The sequence below is a fragment of the Kitasatospora sp. NPDC057940 genome (assembly GCF_042887425.1).
Taxonomy (GTDB): Bacteria; Actinomycetota; Actinomycetes; order Streptomycetales; family Streptomycetaceae; genus Kitasatospora.
The window spans coordinates 218,827-237,920 of sequence record NZ_JBHVPH010000001.1 but is presented as its reverse complement, the minus strand read 5'-3'; the positions used below and the strand labels follow the sequence as shown (position 1 = coordinate 237,920).

13 protein-coding genes and 1 tRNA gene are annotated in these 19,094 nt (G+C 72.8%); 5 read left to right on the top strand and 9 right to left on the bottom strand.

All coding sequences use genetic code 11. From position 1 onward, the window contains the following. Positions 1 to 5: 5 nt before the first annotated feature. The gene (locus tag ACFVTF_RS01100; RefSeq protein WP_387807530.1) at positions 6 to 1,157 is read left to right on the top strand and encodes a class E sortase; all 1,152 of its coding nucleotides are present in this window, start codon (positions 6 to 8) and stop codon (positions 1,155 to 1,157) included. Positions 1,158 to 1,194: 37 nt separating this feature from the next. Further along, positions 1,195 to 1,998 carry a class E sortase gene (locus tag ACFVTF_RS01095; RefSeq protein ID WP_387807528.1) on the top strand — a complete coding sequence of 268 codons (804 nt, stop codon included), beginning with the start codon at positions 1,195 to 1,197 and terminating at the stop codon, positions 1,996 to 1,998. A gap of 160 nt (positions 1,999 to 2,158) precedes the next feature. Here ACFVTF_RS01095 and pknB read toward each other — a convergent pair whose 3' ends face one another. From pknB to ACFVTF_RS01065, 6 genes are all read right to left on the bottom strand, one after another. Beyond that, the gene (gene pknB / locus ACFVTF_RS01090; RefSeq protein ID WP_387807525.1) at positions 2,159 to 4,297 is read right to left on the bottom strand and encodes a Stk1 family PASTA domain-containing Ser/Thr kinase; all 2,139 of its coding nucleotides are present in this window, start codon (positions 4,295 to 4,297) and stop codon (positions 2,159 to 2,161) included. A gap of 260 nt (positions 4,298 to 4,557) precedes the next feature. Beyond that, complete coding sequence (locus ACFVTF_RS01085; RefSeq protein ID WP_387807523.1) at positions 4,558 to 6,015, bottom strand: peptidoglycan D,D-transpeptidase FtsI family protein; 1,458 nt, start codon at positions 6,013 to 6,015, stop codon at positions 4,558 to 4,560. After that, positions 6,012 to 7,388 carry an FtsW/RodA/SpoVE family cell cycle protein gene (locus ACFVTF_RS01080; protein WP_371522735.1) on the bottom strand — a complete coding sequence of 459 codons (1,377 nt, stop codon included), beginning with the start codon at positions 7,386 to 7,388 and terminating at the stop codon, positions 6,012 to 6,014. The genes ACFVTF_RS01085 and ACFVTF_RS01080 overlap by 4 nt, the downstream gene beginning before the upstream one ends. A 160-nt stretch (positions 7,389 to 7,548) precedes the next feature. Further along, entirely contained in the window at positions 7,549 to 9,174 is a 1,626-nt protein-coding gene (locus ACFVTF_RS01075) for a PP2C family protein-serine/threonine phosphatase (RefSeq protein ID WP_387807520.1), read from the bottom strand. Positions 9,175 to 9,227: 53 nt separating this feature from the next. Continuing rightward, a complete protein-coding gene (locus tag ACFVTF_RS01070) occupies positions 9,228 to 9,770 on the bottom strand; it encodes an FHA domain-containing protein (RefSeq protein WP_387807517.1) in 543 nt (180 codons plus the stop codon). A 46-nt stretch (positions 9,771 to 9,816) separates the two neighbouring features. Next, the gene (locus ACFVTF_RS01065; RefSeq protein WP_371517853.1) at positions 9,817 to 10,677 is read right to left on the bottom strand and encodes an FhaA domain-containing protein; all 861 of its coding nucleotides are present in this window, start codon (positions 10,675 to 10,677) and stop codon (positions 9,817 to 9,819) included. A gap of 418 nt (positions 10,678 to 11,095) precedes the next feature. Here ACFVTF_RS01065 and ACFVTF_RS01060 point away from each other — a divergent pair. After that, a tRNA-Leu gene (locus ACFVTF_RS01060) sits at positions 11,096 to 11,179 on the top strand. 51 nt (positions 11,180 to 11,230) lie between these two features. Here the strand turns inward: ACFVTF_RS01060 and ACFVTF_RS01055 are convergent. Together ACFVTF_RS01055 and ACFVTF_RS01050 are read right to left on the bottom strand one after the other, a co-directional pair. Then, on the bottom strand, positions 11,231 to 12,379 hold the full coding sequence (locus ACFVTF_RS01055) for a sensor histidine kinase (protein WP_371517852.1): 1,149 nt from the start codon (positions 12,377 to 12,379) through the stop codon (positions 11,231 to 11,233). Continuing rightward, positions 12,376 to 13,047, bottom strand: a complete 672-nt coding sequence (locus tag ACFVTF_RS01050; protein ID WP_063351251.1) for a response regulator transcription factor — start codon at positions 13,045 to 13,047, stop codon at positions 12,376 to 12,378. The genes ACFVTF_RS01055 and ACFVTF_RS01050 overlap by 4 nt, the downstream gene beginning before the upstream one ends. A gap of 321 nt (positions 13,048 to 13,368) precedes the next feature. Here ACFVTF_RS01050 and ACFVTF_RS01045 point away from each other — a divergent pair, with 321 nt between their 5' ends. Together ACFVTF_RS01045 and ACFVTF_RS01040 are read left to right on the top strand one after the other, a co-directional pair. Then, entirely contained in the window at positions 13,369 to 15,198 is a 1,830-nt protein-coding gene (locus ACFVTF_RS01045) for a phosphatidylglycerol lysyltransferase domain-containing protein (protein WP_387807513.1), read from the top strand. 172 nt (positions 15,199 to 15,370) lie between these two features. Then, complete coding sequence (locus ACFVTF_RS01040) at positions 15,371 to 16,168, top strand: hypothetical protein (protein ID WP_387807510.1); 798 nt, start codon at positions 15,371 to 15,373, stop codon at positions 16,166 to 16,168. Positions 16,169 to 16,205: 37 nt separating this feature from the next. On the opposite strand, the gene ACFVTF_RS01035 is transcribed toward ACFVTF_RS01040, so the two are convergent. After that, complete coding sequence (locus tag ACFVTF_RS01035) at positions 16,206 to 19,013, bottom strand: SpoIIE family protein phosphatase (RefSeq protein ID WP_387807507.1); 2,808 nt, start codon at positions 19,011 to 19,013, stop codon at positions 16,206 to 16,208. Positions 19,014 to 19,094 lie beyond the last annotated feature (81 nt).

Here is a 19,094-nt window from a genome sequence, read left to right as displayed (position 1 = left end):
GCGGCGTGACCGCGCTGCGTCCGGAGGGGCGTTACCAGCCGGAGGCGGGCCCGGGCGACGGACAGCCGTACGGCGGCGCGCAGTACGGCGGCGGCCCGTACGGGGACGGCCGGTACGGTGACGGCCGGTACGGCGACGGGCAGCACCACGGTGACGCGGCGGCGTACCCGCAGCCGTACCCGGCGCAGCCCGGACAGGGCGCCGCCGAGGACGCCTGGGGCGTGTACGAGCAGGCCGAGCAGCCCGCCGTGTCCGGCCCCGAGTACCCCTGGCTGCCCGACCAGACGCTCCAGCTGCGCCTGCCCCTCGACATCGGCGGGCCGGCCGCGGAGCCGGCCCCGCCCACCGGCGGCCGGGCCGAGCGCCGCAGGGCCGCCCAGGGCCGGACCTCCGTGCGCGCGGGCGTCGGTCGGCGCCGGGCGAGCGGCCGGGGCGCCGGGGCGAAGGCGCGGCCCAAGGAGTCCGCGGTCGTGGTGGCCGCGCGGCTCGTCGGGGAGCTGTGCATCACGCTCGGCGTGGTCATGCTGCTCTTCGTCTCGTACCAGCTCTGGTGGACCAACGTGCAGGCCGACGCGGCCGCCGACGGCGCCCGCAACCGGCTGGAGCAGCAGTTCGACGCGGCCCTGGCGCCGCCGACGCCCGGGCAGCCGGCTCCGGACCCGGCCAAGCCGGAGTCGTTCGAGCCCGGCAAGGGCTTCGCCATCATCTACCTGCCCAAGCTGGGGCTGAAGTTCCCGATCGCCGAGGGCACCTCCAAGCCGGCGGTGCTCGACAAGGGCCTGGTCGGCCACTACACCGGCACCGGGATGCCGGCCGACAAGGCGGGCAACTTCGCGCTGGCCGCGCACCGCAACACCCACGGCGAGCCGTTCCGGTACATCAACCAGCTCGGCAAGGGCGACAAGATCGTGGTGGAGACCGCCACCTCGTACTACACCTACGAGGTCACCAGCAGCATCCCGGAGACCTCCCCCAACAACGTGAGCGTGATCAAGCCCGTCCCCAACGGCGCCGGTTACGCGGGCGCCGGCCGGTACATCACGCTGACCACCTGCACCCCGGAGTTCACCTCCAAGTTCCGCCTCATCGTCTTTGGCAAGATGACCGAGGAACGGCCGCGCAGCCAAGGCAAGCCGGCCGCGATCACGGGCGGGTGACCGCCCGGGCACCCGGCACGAAGGGGGAGCACCGGAGATGACGGACGAGACCGCGCAGTCGGCCGAGCCGCGGGAGGAGGCCTTCCCGCCGCCCGAGGCCGGCCCCGCGCCCGCCCGGCGCGGCCGCAGTCGGGCGCTGGCCGCGCTCGGCGTCTTCGGCGAGCTGCTGATCACCCTGGGACTGGTGCTCGGCCTGTTCGTGGCCTACTCGCTGTGGTGGACCAACGTCGAGGCGGACCGCTCGGCGGCCGCGGCCTCCGACCGGCTGCGCGACACCTGGGCCGCGAGCCCGTCCGGCACCCCCTCGGCCGCCCCCGGCGGGACGTCCGCGCCCGCCGCGCCGTTCGCGGCCGGGGACGCGGTCGGCTTCCTGCACGTCCCGGCGATGGGCCGGGACTACCAGGTGCTGATCCGGATGGGCACCGACAGCGACACCCTGGCCGAGGGCGTGGCGGGGGTGTACGAGCAGCCCTACCGTGCCGCGATGCCCTGGGACCAGGCCGGCAACTTCGCGCTGGCCGCCCACCGGGACGGCCACGGCGCCAAGTTCCACGACCTGGACGCGGTGCACAAGGGCGCCGCGGTCGTCGTCGAGACCAAGGACAAGTGGTACGTCTACCGGATCGACAGCACCCTGCCGGAGACGTCCAAGTACGACACCGGCATCGTCGCGCCCGTCCCGGTCGGCTCCGGCTACACCGGCCCCGGCCGGTACATCACGCTGACCACCTGCACGCCGGTGTACACCTCGCGCTACCGGATGGCGGTCTGGGGGAGCCTGGTGCGGGTGGACGACGTGGACGCCAAGCGCACCCCGCCGCCGGAGCTGCGCCGGCCCTGAGCCCGCCGGCCGCCGGTGCTGCCGCGGTCCGGAACCCGCCGCCCGGCTGCCGCAGCCCGGAACCGAGAACGCCCGAGGGCCCGTCGCAACCGCTGCGACGGGCCCTCGGGCGTACGGCCGGACAACTCCCACCAAGCCTCAGATCCAGGGGAACCAGGGCTTAGTTGTTGTTCCCCCCTTTGGTGTTGGAGGGTGAGGGGGAGAGGGGGTCACCCCCTTTGGGCGGATCGGCCGGCTTCGTGATGAGCATCACCTGGGAGTTCGGGTCCAGCTGGGTGCCGGCGGGCGGGTTGGTGCTCACGACGATGGCGTTCGGGTCCGACGGACCGGACACCACCGTGTAGAGCAGCCCGACCTTGCCCAGCTGGGAGATGGCTTCCGACAGCTTGACGTTCTGCAGCGGCGGGACCTGGGGCTTGTCCTGCATCTTGAAGATCGTCAGCGAGATCTTCGTGTTGGCCGGGGCCTTGGTGTTGGCCTGGATCGACTGCGCGGCGACGGTGTTGGCCTTGCTCTGGTCGGTGGTCTGCACCGTCTTCGAGGTGTCGACCTGGAAGCCCAGGCCCTCCAGCTGGGCCTGCGCCACCTCCTTCTGCGCGCCGGCCACGTTCGGCACGGTCACCTTCGTCTTGCCCTGCGAGACGGTCAGCTTGACCGGGGCGGTCGGGTCGCCGGGGGTGCCCGCCACCGGGTCCTGGGCGGTGACGTTCTCCTGCGGAGCGGTGTCGTCGTCCTTGTACTCGGTGGTGACGTTGGTGAAGCCGGCGTCGCCGAGCGCCTTGGTCGCCTGGTCCTTGGTCTTGCCGACCACGTTCGGCAGGGGGGCCTTGGCCGGGCCGGAGGACACCTGCACGGTGATGGTGCTGTTCTCCGCGACCTGGCCGCCGACGGCCGGGTTCTGGGTGCAGACCTGGTCCTTCTTGATGTTGGCGTCCGGGCAGGCGAGCTTGTCGCCCTCGGCCACCACGAGCTTGGGACCGGCCGCGGCCGCGGCCGTCTTGGCGTCCGCCAGGCTCTTGCCGACCAGGTTCGGCACGGAGACCTTCGGGGTCTCGGTGGTGCCGCCGCCGTTGCCGTTGAACATGGCCTGGGCCACGAAGAAGGTGCCGACCAGGACCAGCACGGCGGCGACCGCCAGCACGATCCAGGAGGTGTTGCTCTTCTTCGGCGGCTGCTCGCCGCGCCGGCCGCCGTCCCGGCCGTAGCCGTCGTCGTGGCCGCCGCCCGCCGGGCCGTCGGCGTAGGCCTGGCCGTAGCCGTCGTCCTGGTAGCCGCCCTGCGGGCCGTAGCCGGGCTGCGCGCCGGCCTGCGGCAGCATGGTGGTCGGCCCGCCGCCGGGCTGCTGCGGCAGCACGTTGGTCTGGCCGTACGGGTCGTGCTGCTGCGGGTAGCCGGTCTGGTCGTAGCCGTACCCGGCGCCCATGCCGTACGCGGCGGCCTGCTGGGCGGCGGCCACCGGCAGGCCGTCGAGGAAGCGCTCGATGTCGTCGCGCATCTCGTCGGCGCTCTGGTAGCGGTAGTCGCGCTCCTTGGCGAGCGCCTTCAGCACGATCGCGTCGATCTCGGGGCGGACCTCGGGATCGAAGACGGACGGCGGCTGCGCCTCCTCCCGGACGTGCTGGTAGGCCACCGCGACCGGGGAGTCGCCGACGAACGGCGGGCGGACGGTCAGCAGTTCGTAGAGCAGGCAGCCGGTGGAGTAGAGGTCGGAGCGGGCGTCGACCTGCTCGCCCTTGGCCTGCTCGGGGGAGAGGTACTGGGCGGTGCCGATGACGGCCGAGGTCTGGGTCATGGTCATCCCGGCGTCGCCCATCGCGCGGGCGATGCCGAAGTCCATGACCTTGACGTTGCCCTGCCGGGTCAGCATCACGTTGGCCGGCTTGATGTCGCGGTGCACGATGCCGGCGCGGTGCGAGTACTCCAGCGCCTGCAGGATGCCGATGGTCATCTCCAGCGCGCGCTCGGGCAGCAGCCGTCGGCCGGAGTGCAGCAGCTCGCGCAGGGTGGACCCCTCGACGTACTCCATCACGATGTACGGGATGGAGATGTTGTCGATGTAGTCCTCGCCGGTGTCGTACACGGCGACGATCGCGGGGTGGTTCAGGGACGCCGCGGACTGCGCCTCGCGGCGGAAGCGGGCCTGGAACGACGGATCCCGGGCCATGTCGGCCCGGAGCGTCTTCACGGCGACGGAACGGCCGAGCCGGGTGTCATGGGCGAGGTACACCTCGGCCATGCCGCCGCGTCCGAGGACGCCGCCGAGCTCGTACCTGCCGCCTAGGCGACGAGGCTCTTCCATAGTTCCGACCCTCTCCCTCACCTGCCGGCGAGGTTGTGACGTAGGTGTCCCCGCACGCTCTGGGTGACGCCGAGCGGGTCTCGACCGGTTCTCCGGCCGGGCCGTGCGCCGTCTCGCGGGCGGCAACGGGCACACCCGCTGCTGGCGGATACGCTACCGGTCGCACCGCATCGGACCGGAGTCGGCCGTCGGCCGATATCAGACCGGTATCCGGACGGGGGTGTCGATCGTGACTTTCCACTCACGGTCGGGCCTCCTCCTCACTTGCCGAGGACGGCCTGCATCACCGCCTTGGCGATCGGGGCGGCCAGCCGGCCGCCGCTGATGCCGTCGCGGTTGTTGGAGCCGTCCTCGACCACGACCGCGACCGCGACGGACTGGCCGTCGGTGGTCTTGGCCCACGAGGTGAACCAGGCGAACGGCAGCCCGGCGTTGTCCTCGCCGTGCTGCGCGGTACCGGTCTTGCCGCCGACCTGGAGGCCGGGGATCTTGGCGTTCTTGCCGGTGCCGTTCTCCACCACCGAGACCATCAGGTCCTGCATCTTCTGCGCGGTGGCCGGGCTCATCGCCTGGGAGAACTGCTTCTCGGTGTGCTTGGAGATGGTGGTCAGCGAGGCCGAGCGCTCCTGGTCGACCAGGTACGGCTGCATCAGGCTGCCGTTGTTGGCGATCGCGGCGGACACCATGGCCATCTGCAGCGGGGTGGCGCGGGTGTCGTGCTGGCCGATCGAGTCCTGCGCGGTGCCGTCGGGGCTCGCGCTGCTCGGGAAGATGCTCTTCTCGGAACGGACCGGGGTGTCGATGGTGCTGTTGAAGCCGAACTTCTCGGCCTGCGCCCGCATCTTGTCCTTGCCGAGGTCCGCGCCCATCTTGGCGTAGACCGTGTTGCAGGACTGGTCCATCCCCGACTTGACCGTGGCGTTCCCGCACCTCTCGAGCGGCGACTCGTTGTTGAGCACCGTCTGGGTGCCCGGCAGGGTGTACGGGTCCGGCGTCGCGGTCTGGTCGTCGATGTTCTGGTACAGGCCGTTCTCGAACGCGGCGGTCGCGGTGACCAGCTTGAACGTGGAGCCGGGCGGATAGGTCTCCTTCAGCGCCCGGTTGAGCATCGGCTTGTTGGGGTCGGCGTTGAGGTCCGTCCAGGCCTTGGAGTCGCCGCTCTCGCTGCCGGCGATGGCGCCCGGGTCGTAGGACGGGGTGGAGACCAGCGCCAGGATCGCGCCGGTCTTCGGGTCGATCGCGACGGCGGCGCCCTTCTTGTCCCCGAGGCCGTCCCAGGCGGCCTTCTGGGCCTTGGCGTTGATCGTGGTGACGACGTCGCCGCCGCGCTGCTGCTCGCCGGTCAGCATGTCCAGGGTGTTGCGGAAGAACAGCCGGTCGTCGGTGCCGGAGAGGATGCCGTCCTCCAGGTACTCCAGCTGGCTGGAGCCGAAGACCTGGGAGGAGTAGCCGGTGACCGGGGCGTACATCGGGCCGTCGACCCAGGAGCGCTTGTACTTGTAGCGCAGGCCGTTGACGAAGTCGGACTTCGTGACCGGCTGGCCGCCGACGATGATGTTGCCGCGCGGGTGCGCGTACCGGTCGTACTGCTGGCGCTTGTTGTTCTTGTTGGTGGCCCAGGCGTCGGCCTGGACGCCCTGCACCCAGTTGGTGCGCACCATCAGGGCCAGGATCAGGACGAGACAGAAGATCGAGACCCGGCGGATCGGCTTGTTCATCGGGCGGGTCCTCCCTGGCCCTCGGTGGCCGGGGTCGCTTCGACCCCGGGTCGGCGGGCGCTGTCGCTGATCTTCAGCAGGATCGCGACCAGCGCCCAGTTGGCGACCACGGACGACCCGCCCTGGGCGAGGAACGGCATGGTCATACCAGTGAGCGGGATCAGCCCGGTGACCCCGCCGGCCACGACGAAGACCTGCAGCGCCATCGCCGACGAGAGCCCGACGGCGAACAGCTTGCCGAACGGGTCGCGGGCGGCGAGGGCGGTGCGCAGGCCGCGCTGCACCAGCAGGGCGTACAGCAGGAAGATCGCCATCAGGCCGGTCAGCCCGAGCTCCTCGCCGAACGAGCCCAGGATGAAGTCGCTCTTCGCGGCGAAGTTGATCAGCCAGGAGCGGCCCTGGCCGAGGCCCGAGCCGGTCACCCCGCCGGAGCCGAGCGCCATCAGCGACTGGCCGATCTGCTCGGTGGCGCCCTTCGGCGGGTGTGCTCCGAAGGCGGCCATCGGGTCGAGCCAGGCGTCGATGCGGACCTTGACGTGGCTGGTGGTCATGGCGACCGCGACCGCGCCGCCGATCGACATCAGCAGGCCGAACAGGATCCAGCTGGTCCGCTCGGTGGCGACGTAGAGCATCACCACGAACAGGCCGAAGAACAGGAAGGACGTGCCGAGGTCGTTCTCGAAGACCAGGATCAGCAGGCTGAGCAGCCAGATCACGATGATCGGGCCGAGGTCGCGCCCGCGCGGCAGGTACAGGCCCATGAAGCGGCGGCTGGCCAGGGCGAGGGCGTCGCGCTTGACCATCAGGTAGCCGGCGAAGAACACCGTCAGGATGATCTTGGCGAACTCGCCGGGCTGGATGGAGAAGCCGCCCATCCGGATCCAGATCTTGGCGCCGAAGTCCTCCGCCCGGGCCGGGAAGAAGGCCGGCGCGGCGAGCAGGACCAGCGCCGCCACCATCGAGATGTAGGTGTAGCGCTGGAGCACCCGGTGGTCCTTCAGGAACACCATCACGGCGATGAACAGCCCGATCCCGAGGGCCGACCACATCAGCTGGTTCCGGGCCGCCGGGAAGTTGGCGCTCAGCAGCTTGCCGGCCTTGTCGAGCCGCCAGATCATCACCACGCCGAGCCCGTTCAGCAGGGTGGCGATCGGCAGCATCAGCGGGTCCGCGTACGGCGCGAAGCGGCGCACCAGCAGGTGCGCGACCAGCGCCAGCGCGCCCATGCCGAGTCCGTAGCCGACCATGCCGCTCGGCAGCGAGGAGTCCATCGCGAGGCCCACGTTGGCGTACGCGAGGATCGGCAGCACGACGGCGAAGGCCAGCAGGGCCAGCTCGGTGTTGCGCCGGTTCGGCGCGCCCTGGAGGGAGATGGTGGTGTTGGCCCGGCGCCGGGTGGCGGCGCGGTCGGTGGCCGTCCGGCGCCTGCCGGCCCGGCCGGTGTCGTCGCTCAGGTCGTAGGTGCTCACGTGGTGACCGCTCCCTGACGGCCGGCTGCCCCGCTCGGGGCGGGCCTATGTCGGATCACGGAGGTCACTGCTTCGGGCAGGAGTCGGCCCGGCTGCGCTCCTCCTCGGTCAGCCCGGACAGGTCGCCCGACGGGCCGGTGTTCGGCGCGGCGGCGTTCGGAGCCGGGGCGGACGTGCTGGGGGCGGTCGGGGTCGGGGTGGCCGGGGTCGGGCTGGTGGGGGCCACCGGGGGGCGGGTCTTCTCCCCCGGGGTGGGCGTGACGGCCAGGAACGCGGCGTGGGTGGCCTGCGCCGCCTGGGTGCCCTGGGCGGCCGGGACGGTCCGGGCGTCGGCGACCTTCCTGCAGAGCTTGACCCAGCCGTCGAGCTCCTGGACGGTCGCGGTGGCGGCGCCCAGGCTGTTGGCCGTGATGGTCTTGTTGAGGTGCTCGGCCTGGTCCTGCGGCAGGTACTTGAGCTCGACGTCCTTGTACGCGGTGTGCACCGAGGACAGGCTCAGGCCGGCCAGGTTCTGGTTGATGCCCTGGTAGACCGCGACGTGGTCGCCCTGCTTGCCGACGTAGTACTGGTCCTGGGTCCACTGGTAGCCGAAGAACCCGGCACCGCCGAGCAGGCCGAGGGTGACCAGGACGGCCACCGAGACGGTGAGGCCCTTGCGCTTGCGCTTCGCGGGCGGCTCCTCGTCGAACTCCTCGGCGCCGTACACCGAGGGCTCGCCGGAGCCGTAGCCGTACTCGCCCTCGTAGCCCTCGGCGGGGCCGAAGCCGCCCTGGGCGGCGCCGTAGCCGGCGTCGTAGCCCTCGGCCGGGCCGAAGGCGCCCTGCGGGGCGCGGCCGAGGCCGGCGGCGCGGCCGGCCGGGGTGTCGGCGATCGAGCGGTCCGCGGCGGCCGAGGACGGCGGGGTGTCGGCGACCGCGCCGACCACCACCGGGACGTCGTTGTACTGGCCGCTCGTGGTGTCCGTGGCGCCGACGTCGATGACGTCCGCCACGATGCAGGTGATGTTGTCCGGACCGCCGCCGCGCAGCGCGAGCTGGATCAGCTCCTGCACGGTCTGCTCGGGCGAGTAGTAGCTGCCGAGGGTGTCCTGGAGGGTCTGGTGGCTGACCGGGCCGGAGAGGCCGTCGGAGCAGATCAGGTAGCGGTCGCCGGCGCGGACCTCGCGGATCGACAGGTCGGGCTCGACCTGTCCGCGGCCGTCGAGCGCCCGCATCAGCAGCGAGCGCTGCGGGTGGGTCTCGGCCTCCTCCGGCGTGATCCGGCCCTCGTCGACCAGGCGCTGCACCCAGGTGTGGTCCTGGGTGATCTGCACCAGCGAGCCGTCGCGCAGCAGGTAGGCGCGGGAGTCGCCGACGTGCACCATGCCCATCCGCTGGCCGGTCCAGAGCATGGCGGTCAGCGTGCAGCCCATGCCCTCCAGCTGCGGGTCCTCCTCGACCATCTGCCGGAGCCGGTCGTTGGCACCCTGGACGGCGTCGCCCAGCAGGGTCAGCAGGTCGGCGCCCGGCACGTCCTCGTCCAGTCGGACGATCGAGCCGAGCACCTCGGAGGACGCGACCTCGCCGGCCGCGGCGCCGCCCATGCCGTCGGCCACGGCCAGCAGCCGCGGCCCGGCGTAGCCGGAGTCCTCGTTCCCCTCCCGGATCAGTCCCTTGTGGGAGCCGGCGGCGAAGCGCAGCACCAGGGTCATGCGACCTGTGCCCCCCTCTGGGTCATGGACGGGATGCTGTCCCTCATGCGCTACTACTTCCGCAGTTCGATGACGGTCCTGCCGATACGGATCGGCGTGCCCGGCTGGAGCGGAGTGGGCGCGGTCAGGCGCTGCCGGTCCAGATAGGTGCCGTTGGTGGAGCCTAGATCCTCGACCGTCCACTGCCCAGTCTGATCCGGATAGATCCTGGCATGCCGGGAGGACGCGTAGTCGTCGTCCAGCACGATGGTGGAGTCGTGCGCGCGGCCCAGGGTGATGGTCTGGCCCTGGAGCGCGACGGTGGTGCCCGCCAGCGAGCCCTGCACCACCACGAGCTGGGTCGGGGCGCCGCGACGGCGGCCGCCGCCCTGGGTCTGGCCCGCCGCGGGGCCGGCGGCCGGGGCCTGCGCGGCGCGCCCGGCGGCCGGAGCGGCGGCGGTGCCACCCTGAGCGGCGTTGGCGCCGCGACGGGAGGAGCGGGGGTTCACCTTGGTCCCGAACAGGTCGCTGCGGATCACCTGGATCGCGACGATGACGAACAGCCACAGCACGGCCAGGAAGCCCAGCCGCATGACCGTGAGGGTCAGTTCTGACATGGCCGGCCCGCCTGTCGGTGAGCGAGGCGCGCGAACAACTCGGACACTACCCTTCGACCTGTCGGTAGACGATGGTGGTGGAGCCCACGACGATGCGGGAGCCGTCGCGGAGCGTAGCGCGCTGGGTGTGCTGCCCGTCCACCACGATGCCGTTGGTGGATCCGAGGTCGAGAACCATCGAAGGGGTGCCGGGGCGGATCTCGGCGTGCTTGCGGGAGACCCCGGGGTCGTCGATCCGCACGTCCGCCTCGGTCGAGCGGCCGAGCACGCAGGCCGCGCCGGTGATCTGGTGGCGCGCGCCGTTCACCTCGATCCAGCGGCGGACCGAGGCGCCGTGGCCGGCGCCGGGGAAGGCGCGGACGTTGCCGCCGGACGTCGCGGGCGGGCCCGGGGGCATCGCCGGGGGCGCGGCCGGCGGCGGGGGCGCGCCGTACTGGCCGGCGCCGGTCTGCTGCCACGGTGCGCCGGGGGCCGGCGCGGCCGGCTGGCGGTCGTAGCCGGGCTGCTGCTGCGGGGCGTACTGCTGGGGCTCCTCGGCCGCCAGGGTGCGGCTGCGCACCCGGTACAGGCCGGTGTCCAGATCGTCGGCCTTCTCCAGGTTCACCTGGAGCGGGCCCATGAAGCTGTACCGCTGGGCCTCCGCGTACTCGCGGACCATGCCGGCCAGCTCGGCGCCCAGCTGCCCGGAGTAGGGGCTGAGCCGCTCGTGGTCGTGCGGGCTCAGCTCGACGATGAAGTCGTTCGGCACGACGGTGCGGTCGCGGTTCCAGATGCTCGCGTTGTTGTCGCACTCGCGCTGCAGCGCACCGGCGATCTCCACGGGCTGGACCTCGGACTTGAACACCTTGGCGAAGGTGCCGTTGACGAGACCCTCAAGCCGCTGTTCGAACTTCTTCAGCACTCCCATGGGACACCCCCTTCCAGGGTTCGTTCGCCTGCCTGCCGACCGGATCCCGCCGGGAGTCGGTCGTGCCTACTTGCGGTACTTCCGTACTGATCGTATCCACGCCGGGCCCTTCCGTACGGTTCCCGGACAGCGTGGTGCCCGGGGGTGGGCTCGGACACACAGGGTGACGCATACCGGGTGCGGCACGCCAGGTGTGCCCGCCCGGACGGGCTCCCGTCACTCGCTCGCCCGTTCGTCGTGCATCCGTTCGGACGCGCTTCGTCCCGCCGGAGAACGGATTCGGAGCGGCCCCCCGGGTCGTGCTACTGTTTTCCACGTCGGAAGGGCCGCCCACCAGGGAGGCCGGTCCAAGGAAGCGCGAAGACCACATGGTACCGAGCGGTTCGGAAGATCGGTCGGCAACGAAGACGACACCCATGCGCGGGTGGCGGAATAGGCAGACGCGCTGGATTCAGGTTCCAGTGCCCGAAAGGGCGTGGGGGTTCAACTCCCCCCTCGCGCACAGCGAAGCCCCGCAGATCTACGGATCTGCGGGGCTTTCTCGTTGTCCCGGTCAGGAACGGGTGGCGGGCAGCTCGGCGCGGACCTCGAAGCCGCCGTCCTGGGTGGGGCCGGCGCTGAGCGAACCGCCCAGCAGTTGCGCGCGCTCGCGCAGGCCGACCAGGCCGTGGCCGCCGCCCGGCAGGATCTCGTCCGGGTGGACCGGGGGCGCGTCGTTGCGCACCTCGACCCGCAGCCGGCGCCCCTTCGCCCGGACCTTCACGTGCACCGCCGCCTCCGGGGCGTACTTGGTGATGTTGGTGAGCGCCTCCTGGACGGTGCGGTAGGCGGCCCGCTCGACCGCCTCCGGCCACGGGCGGTCACCGGGGTTCAGTTCGGTGTCGGCGGCCAGCCCGCTCTCCGCGATCAGCCGGGGCAGGTCGGCCAGCCGGGGCTGCGGGGCGAGCGGGGCGTCCGGGCGCGGGCCGGCGGTGCTGCGCAGCACCCCGACCATCTGGCGCAGCTCGTCGAGGGTGCGGACGGCCAGTTCGCGGATGGTGCGGGCGGTGGTCGCGGCGGCCGGGTCGGCGGTGCTCACCTGGAGCGCGCCGGCCTGGATGCTGATCAGGCTGACCTGGTGCGAGACCACGTCGTGCATCTCCCGGGCGAGCCGGCCGCGCTCGCTGATCAGCACCCGTTCGGCGAGCAGCCGGCTCTCCCGCTCCTGGCCGCGGGTCAGCTCGTCGAGCCGGGCGGCCAGCTCCCGCCGGGTGCGGGCGAGCAGCCCGGTGGCGGCCGGGCCGGCGGCCAGCATCACCGACTGGATGGCGTAGAGCGCGGTGTCCCGGCTGAGTTCGAGGGTCTGTTCGGACAGCGGCCAGTGGAAGAACTCGACCAGCGTGAACAGGGCCGCGCAGGGGATGACGATCCGCGGGCGGGGGCGCTCGGCGGCCACCGTGTAGACGGCGGTGATCGGGGCCAGCCAGATGTCGTCGACGTAGCTGCCGGGCATGGTGAGCAGCAGCGCCGCCACCGGGAAGCGGCGGCGCCAGAGCAGGGCGACGGCGGCCAGCGTGGAGAGCGCGATCTGCCACCACGGGGAGTTCCGGGCCACCAGGGCGGCGTCCAGGAGGGAGTAGAGGGCGGGCAGCAGCAGCATCAGCCAGGGGGCGGTGCACCAGGCCGGGAGCCGTCTGGACGGCAGCTGTTCGGTGGCCGTCATGCCCCGTCGCCGGGTTTCGGCCGGACCAGCCCGGCCCGGTGGGCGAGCACCGCCGCCTGGACCCGGTTGGCCGCGCCGAGCTTGCCGAGGATCGCGCTGATGTGGTCCTTGACGGTGCCGGTGCCGAGGAAGAGCCGGTCGGCGATCTCGGCGTTGGACAGTCCCTCGCCGAGCAGGGCCAGCACGTCGAGCTCCCGGCCGGTGAGGGTGCGGGCGAGCGAGGTGGCCTCGGCGTCCGGGCCGCCGCCGTCGACGTAGCCGCCGATCACGGTGCGGGTCACGGTCGGGGACAGGATGTTGCCGCCGGCCGCGAGCACCCGGACGGCGTGGACCAGCTGCTCGGGGGCGGTGTCCTTGAGCAGGAAGCCGGAGGCGCCGGCCCGCAGCGCGGTGCCGATGTACTCGTCGCTGTCGAAGGTGGTGAGCATCGCCACGGCGGGCGGGTCCGGCAGGGCGCGCAGCCGGCGCAGCACCGAGATGCCGTCGAGGTCCGGCATCCGGATGTCGAGGAGCACCACGTGCGGGCGCAGGCGCTGGACGTGCTCCTCGGCCTGGCCGCCGGAGCAGTCGCCGACGACCTCCAGGTCGGGGGCGGAGCCGACGATGAGGCCCAGGCCGGAGCGGACCAGGATCTCGTCGTCCACGATCAGCACGCGGGTGTCGGTGATGGTGCCTCCTCGGTTCTGGCGGCCGGGGTCGGGCGGTCCGCGCGGGTCGTTTCGAGGGTAGGGGTAGCCGGGGCGGGGCGCCGAACGGATGGCGGTGCTCACCCCCGCCACATGGCGGGGGTCGGAATCCGCTACCCGGTTCACGCAATTCTCAGGCCGGGTGGGGAACCATGGAGTTGGCTGCCCTTTGTCGGCCTGCTCCATTCAGTGGGCGCCCGGTCGAGGTGAGGGCCGCCGGTCAGTCCGTCGGGCCCCCTGCGGGCACCCGTCGCCGGGCCGTGTGCGGATGCGCCCCACTATCTGATCGTTTGGAATTGAGCTGTGTCGTCCACTGTGAAGTCGGAGCCTTCCGCCACGTCCACCGGGCCCCGGCCCGTCGGCGTGCTCGACCGCTGGCGCCCGCGGGCCGCCGCCGTCTCCGTGTGGTACCTCCGGCTGCTGGCGCTGCTGAACGTGGCGACGGTGCTGCTGGTGCCGTGGGGGAACCAGGTCAACGAGCACAACGAGGGTGAGTACTTCACCCCGTACCTGATGACCTCGGGTCTGGCCAGCGCGGTGCTGGCGGTCTTCCTGGCCATCGCGATGCGCCGGCGCAAGCGGGCCGCCTGGATCTTCAACGCGGCCCTGTCCAGCATGTTCGCGCTGCTGTACCTGCTGGCCATGGTGATGCCCGGCGAGCGGTTCAAGGACCACCCGCTCAACTACATCTCCACCGTGCTGACCTGCCTGTTCGTCCTGGCGCTGGTCATCGGGCGGAAGGACTTCACGTCCAAGGGCGACCGCTCCAACCCGAAGACGGCGGCGGCCACCTTCGTCGGCGGGCTGCTGTTCGGCGGGGTCGTCGGCGCGCTGTTGGTCTGGGCGACCAACGGGCTCGGCGGCGCGGGCTTCTGGGACCTCTTCCGCTACTCCGTCGGCCGGATGATCACGATCAACCCCTCGGAGCACCTGCGCTCGGTGATCTCCTCGCCGACCTGGGTCAACGCGGCGATCAACGCGATGGGCGCGGTGCTCTTCCTGCTGGTGCTCTACGTGGCCTTCCGCAGCCCGCGCGGCAAGGAGCTGCTGAACCCCGAGGACGAGGCGAAGCTGCGCTCGCTGCTGGACAAGCAGGGCGAGCGGGACTCGCTCGGCTACTTCGCGCTGCGCCGGGACAAGGCGGTGATCTTCTCCCCCAGCGGCAAGGCGGCGGTGACCTACCGGGTGATCGGCGGGGTCTCGCTGGCCTCGGGCGACCCGATCGGCGACCCGGAGGCCTGGCCGGGCGCGATCGACTCCTGGCTGGCCGAGGCCCGCGAGCACGCCTGGGCGCCGGCCGTGATGGGCGCCTCCGAGGAGGCCGGCGTGATCTACGCCCGGCACGGGCTGGACGCGCTGGAGCTGGGCGACGAGGCGATCGTCGAGCTGGACGAGTTCTCGCTGGACGGCCGGGCGATGCGGGTGGTCCGCCAGGCGTACAACCGGGTCAAGCGGGCCGGGTACACGACGCGGATCCGCCGGCACGAGGACATCCCCGAGAGCGAGATGGCCGAACTGGTGGCCAAGGCCGACCAGTGGCGCGACGGGGCGACCGAGCGCGGCTTCTCGATGGCGCTCGGCCGGCTCGGCGACCCGGGCGACGGCCGCTGCGTGATGCTGGAGTGCCACGACGGCGACGGCGAGCTCAAGGCGCTGCTGAGCTTCGTCCCGTGGGGCCCGGACGGGCTCTCGCTGGACCTGATGCGCCGGGCCCGGGACACCGAGAACGGCCTGATGGAGTTCATGGTCATCGAGCTGCTGCAGCGTGCCGAGGAGGTCGGGCTGAAGCGGGTGTCGCTGAACTTCGCGATGTTCCGCTCGGTCTTCGAGCGCGGTTCGCGGCTCGGGGCCGGCCCGGTGCTGCGGCTGTGGCGTTCCGTCCTGGGCTTCTTCTCGCGCTGGTGGCAGATCGAGTCGCTGTACCGCGCGAACGCCAAGTACCGGCCGATCTGGGAGCCCCGCTACCTGCTGTTCGAGAAGAGCAGCGAGATCCCGCGGATCGGCATCGCCAGCGCGCGGGCCGAGGGCTTCATCGTCGCGCCGAGCCTGCCCGCCCTGTTCCGCCGCCGGCACTCCGGGGCCGCCGTGGTGGCGCCCCGCCTCCCGGTCGCGGCGCGGGACGGGAAGGGGTAGCCCTCCGCCGGGGGGCGGAGGGGACCGGGCGGTCGGATAGGGGGTGAGGTGGGGGATATCCCTCCCCCCAGAGGATGACCCTGATCCGCATCCATGCCGATGTGCATTTGTTAAGAGGCTTCTAATGTGGGAGTAGCTCAGAAAGTTCGGGGATTCGGGAGTAACGGTTGTGATGGACAGGACCCACGCGGGGGGCGTGCGGGAGGGGTCGCTGGCACTGGTCAGATCGGCCGCTGTCGCCGAGTGGGGGACGTTGTACGCGACGGTGCGGGACGCGGTGGTGCGCAAGAAGTTCGCCGCCGTTCCGATGGCCACGGCGGCGACGTTTCTGATCCTCCTGTTCAGCATCACCCAGCACCTGCCGGGCGGTGAGCACTTCGTCAACCGCATCGGGGTGGTGAAGGCGGCGCTGCCGCTGGACGTCTCGCTGCTGCGGACCCCGCTCTCGCTGTACGTGCCGGCGCTGGACCTGCCGGTCTGGGGCGCGCTGGCCCAGGTGTTCGTGGTCTTCGGCGTCGCCGAGATCGTGCTCGGCCGACGGATGACCCTGGTGGTGGCCTACACCTGCACCCTGGCGGGCACGCTGTTCGCCCGGATCGGCGTGGCGCTCGGCCCGGGCCACCTGTTCGGCTTCCCGAAGTGGGTCGCCTACGTGCGGGACACCGGGCCGTCGGCCGCGGTGGTGGCGCTGGCGATCTGCATCGCGTTCCGCTGCCGGGCCTGGCTCACCGCCGGCCTGGTGGTGGTCATGATGGTCGGCGAGGCGGTCGTGCTGCCGAACCTGGCCGGGCTGGAGCACGTGGTCGCGGTGATCACCGCGCTGCTGCTCGCCGTCTCGGTCGAGGTGTTCGGGGACTTCTGGCCGCGGGTGCTGGCCGGGGTCGGGGCCGCCACCTCGGTGGCCGCGGCCGCGTCGCGCGAGGTCGCGGTGGAGGCCCGGCGGCGCCCGGCGGGCGCGCTCGTCCCCTGATCCACACGCCGTCTGACGGCCGTCGGGCAGCCGGCCGTCAGCCGTGCGGCAGGGGGAGTTCGAACCAGACCACCTTGCCGACCGCCTTGCGGGCGGTGCCCCAGCGTTCGGCGAGCTTGGTCACCAGGGTGAGGCCGCGGCCGGTCTCGCCCAACTGCTCGGCCGGTTCCAGCGACGGCAGGTTGTGGTTGTCGTCGCTGACCTCCACCAGCAGCTTGTCCACCCGGATCAGCTGGAGCTGGACGCGGTCCCGGGCCACCCGGACGGCGTTCGTGACCAGCTCGCTGACCAGCAGCTCGGTGATGTCGCTGAGCGCCTCCAGGTGCCAGCCGGCCAGCTGCTCGCGGACCAGCGAGCGGGCCCGGCGCACCTCGCGGTGGTCCACCCTGAGGTCCCAGGTCGCCACCTCGGACGGGGCGACCCCGTCGAAGCGGGCCACCAGCAGGGCGACGTCGTCCTTCCGGTCGTCCGAGTGCAGCCGTTTGAGCACCACGTCGCAGGCCTGCTCGGGGCTCTGCAGCGGGTCGATCAGATTGCCGCAGAGCGCGGCCAGGCCCGCTCCTATGTCGCCGCCCCGGACCTCGACCAGGCCGTCGGTGCACAGCACCAGCATCGAGCCGTCCGAGACGTCGATGGTCTTGGCGACGAACGGCACCCCGCCGACGCCGATCGGCGCGCCGGCCGGGATCTCCAGCAGCTCGCCGGAGCCGTCCGGGTGCACCAGCACCGGCGGGACGTGGCCGGCGCTGGCCAGCTCGCAGGTCCGGTTGATCGGGTCGTAGACCGCGTACAGGCAGGTGGCGAGGTGGTCGTCGCCGAGCTTGTGGGCCAGGTTGTCCAGGTGCCGCAGTAGCTGGCCGGGCGGCAGGTCGAGCGCGGCGAGGGTCTGCATGGCCGTCCGGAAGCGGCCCATCGCGGCCGCCGAGTGCAGGCCGTGGCCCATCACGTCGCCGACCACCAGGGCGACCCGGCTGCCGGGCAGCTGGATCGCGTCGAACCAGTCGCCGCCGACCTCGGCCTTCGGATCGCCCGGCAGGTAGCGGTGGGCGATCTGGACACCGGGGATCTGCGGCGGGCGGGTCGGGATCATCGAGCGCTGGAGGGTGGTGGCCACCCTGGCCTCGGCGCGGTGCAGCCGGGCGTTGTCCAGGGAGAGCGCGGCGCGGACGGCCAGCTCCTTGAGGGTGGCGGCGTCGCTCTCGTCGAAGGGGGCGCGGTCCGGCAGCCGGAGCAGCTTGAGGATGCCCAGCACGGTGCCCCGGGCGGACAGCGGCACCACCAGCATCGAGCGGCCGGAGACCACCGGGGCCAGCTGGGCCCCGCCGAGCGCGATCGCGTAGTCGACCGCGACGTCCGCGCTGATCACCGGGACCAGGACCGGCTGGTTCAGCTGCAGGGCCATCCCCGGCGGGGTGCGGCGCGGCATGCTGACCAGCGAGCCCTCGGACAGCACGTGGTCCCAGGCGCCGCCGGTCTCGTTGTAGACCAAGGCGACCCGGCGGAGCATGGTGTCGTCGTCCGGGCGGGCGGCCGGCAGCTCGGATTCGGAGATCAGCCCGTCCACCAGGTCCACGCAGGCGAAGTCGGCGACCCGGGGGACCAGCACCTGGCAGAGCTCGTGCGCGGTGAAGCCGAGGTCCAGGGTGGTGCCGACCTTGCCGCCGACCTCGTTCAGCAGCGCCAGCTGCTCGCCGGCCTGCCCGTTGGTCAGGAACGGGCTCAGCCGCCCGGACTGGGCGCCCTCGGCGCCGGTGGGGGCGGCAGGGGTCCGGTCGGTACGGCGGGGCGGACGGCGGCGGGCGGGCGGTTCGGCGGCGGCCGGCTCGATGGCGGCTCCTCCTCCGGTCGGGGGCGGGGCGGTCGCGGACGGGACCGCCGGGGCCGGGGCGGTCGGGGCCGGGGTGGTCGGCGGGGCGCCCACCGGGGCGCCGGCGGCGCCGGACGGCTGGGCGGCCACGGACCGCTCGGCGGTCTCGCGCTGGGCCGGCAGCGGGCCGGACGGCCGACCCCGGACCGTCCGGGCCGGAGGCGCGGACTGCTCGGGCTGCGGTGGCGGGCCGACCCGGGCGGCGCGCTGCTGGGCGGTCGGGTAGCGGCGGCCGAGTCCGGCGGCGGCGTGCGCGGCGGCGGCCTGCGGGTCGGCGGGCAGCACCGGCAGCACGGTGGCCGGGTCCAGCCGCAGGGCGGGCAGACCGGCCCGGTCCAGCACGTCGAGCAGCAGCGCCCGGCGGTCGGCCGAACCGGCCGGCAGCAGCCCGGCCAGCCGGTCGGCCGACAGCAGGCCGGCGCGCAGCCGGCCGGGCGGGGTCAGGGCCGCGCCCAGCCGGTGGAAGCCGCCCCGGGCGGGCGGGGCGGCGGCGAACGGCAGCAGCCGCTCGCCGAGTGCGAGCCGGGGGCCGGCGGTGCGCAGCGGCCGGGCGTCGGCGGCGAGGGCGAGCAGGCCGCCGAACGGGTCGGGCAGCGGCCAGGCCCACCAGAACACGTCGCGCAGGTGCTCCTCGCGGTCGATGACGGCCAGCTGGCCGGCCCAGGGCCGCCCGTCGGCGGTCAGCGCGGCCAGGGTGTCCAGGGCGTCGCAGCGGCGGCGCACGGCGGACCCGGCGGCCGGGTCGGGGGCGGCGAGCGGCTCCAGGGCGGGCAGCAGTCCGCTGGCCGGCCGGTCGTGGGCGACCTCGGCGCGGTGCCCGAACAGTTCCTCGGCGGCCCGGCTCCACTGGGCGATCCGGCCGGCCCGGTCGACCAGGACGAGGGCGAGCCGGACCAAGGCGGCCACGCCGGTCGGGTGGTCACCCGGTACGGCCTCGGCGCCCGCCGGGCGCGGTGTGGAGTTGGACTCGGCCACCATGGATTCGGTCTGCTCCCGCCTGGCCGCCACGCCTGGAGGCGGCCGTCTCTCCGGAGGAAGGCACGCTGTGCGGAAACCCGG

Coding starts and splice junctions, on each gene's coding strand:
- ACFVTF_RS01095 (WP_387807528.1), top strand. CDS start 1,195: ATGACGGACGAGACCGCGCAGTCGGCCGAGCCGCGGGAGGAGGCCTTC.
- pknB (WP_387807525.1), bottom strand. CDS start 4,297: ATGGAAGAGCCTCGTCGCCTAGGCGGCAGGTACGAGCTCGGCGGCGTC.
- ACFVTF_RS01085 (WP_387807523.1), bottom strand. CDS start 6,015: ATGAACAAGCCGATCCGCCGGGTCTCGATCTTCTGTCTCGTCCTGATC.
- ACFVTF_RS01075 (WP_387807520.1), bottom strand. CDS start 9,174: ATGACCCTGGTGCTGCGCTTCGCCGCCGGCTCCCACAAGGGACTGATC.
- ACFVTF_RS01070 (WP_387807517.1), bottom strand. CDS start 9,770: ATGTCAGAACTGACCCTCACGGTCATGCGGCTGGGCTTCCTGGCCGTG.
- ACFVTF_RS01065 (WP_371517853.1), bottom strand. CDS start 10,677: ATGGGAGTGCTGAAGAAGTTCGAACAGCGGCTTGAGGGTCTCGTCAAC.
- ACFVTF_RS01055 (WP_371517852.1), bottom strand. CDS start 12,379: ATGACGGCCACCGAACAGCTGCCGTCCAGACGGCTCCCGGCCTGGTGC.
- ACFVTF_RS01040 (WP_387807510.1), top strand. CDS start 15,371: ATGGACAGGACCCACGCGGGGGGCGTGCGGGAGGGGTCGCTGGCACTG.
- ACFVTF_RS01035 (WP_387807507.1), bottom strand. CDS start 19,013: ATGGTGGCCGAGTCCAACTCCACACCGCGCCCGGCGGGCGCCGAGGCC.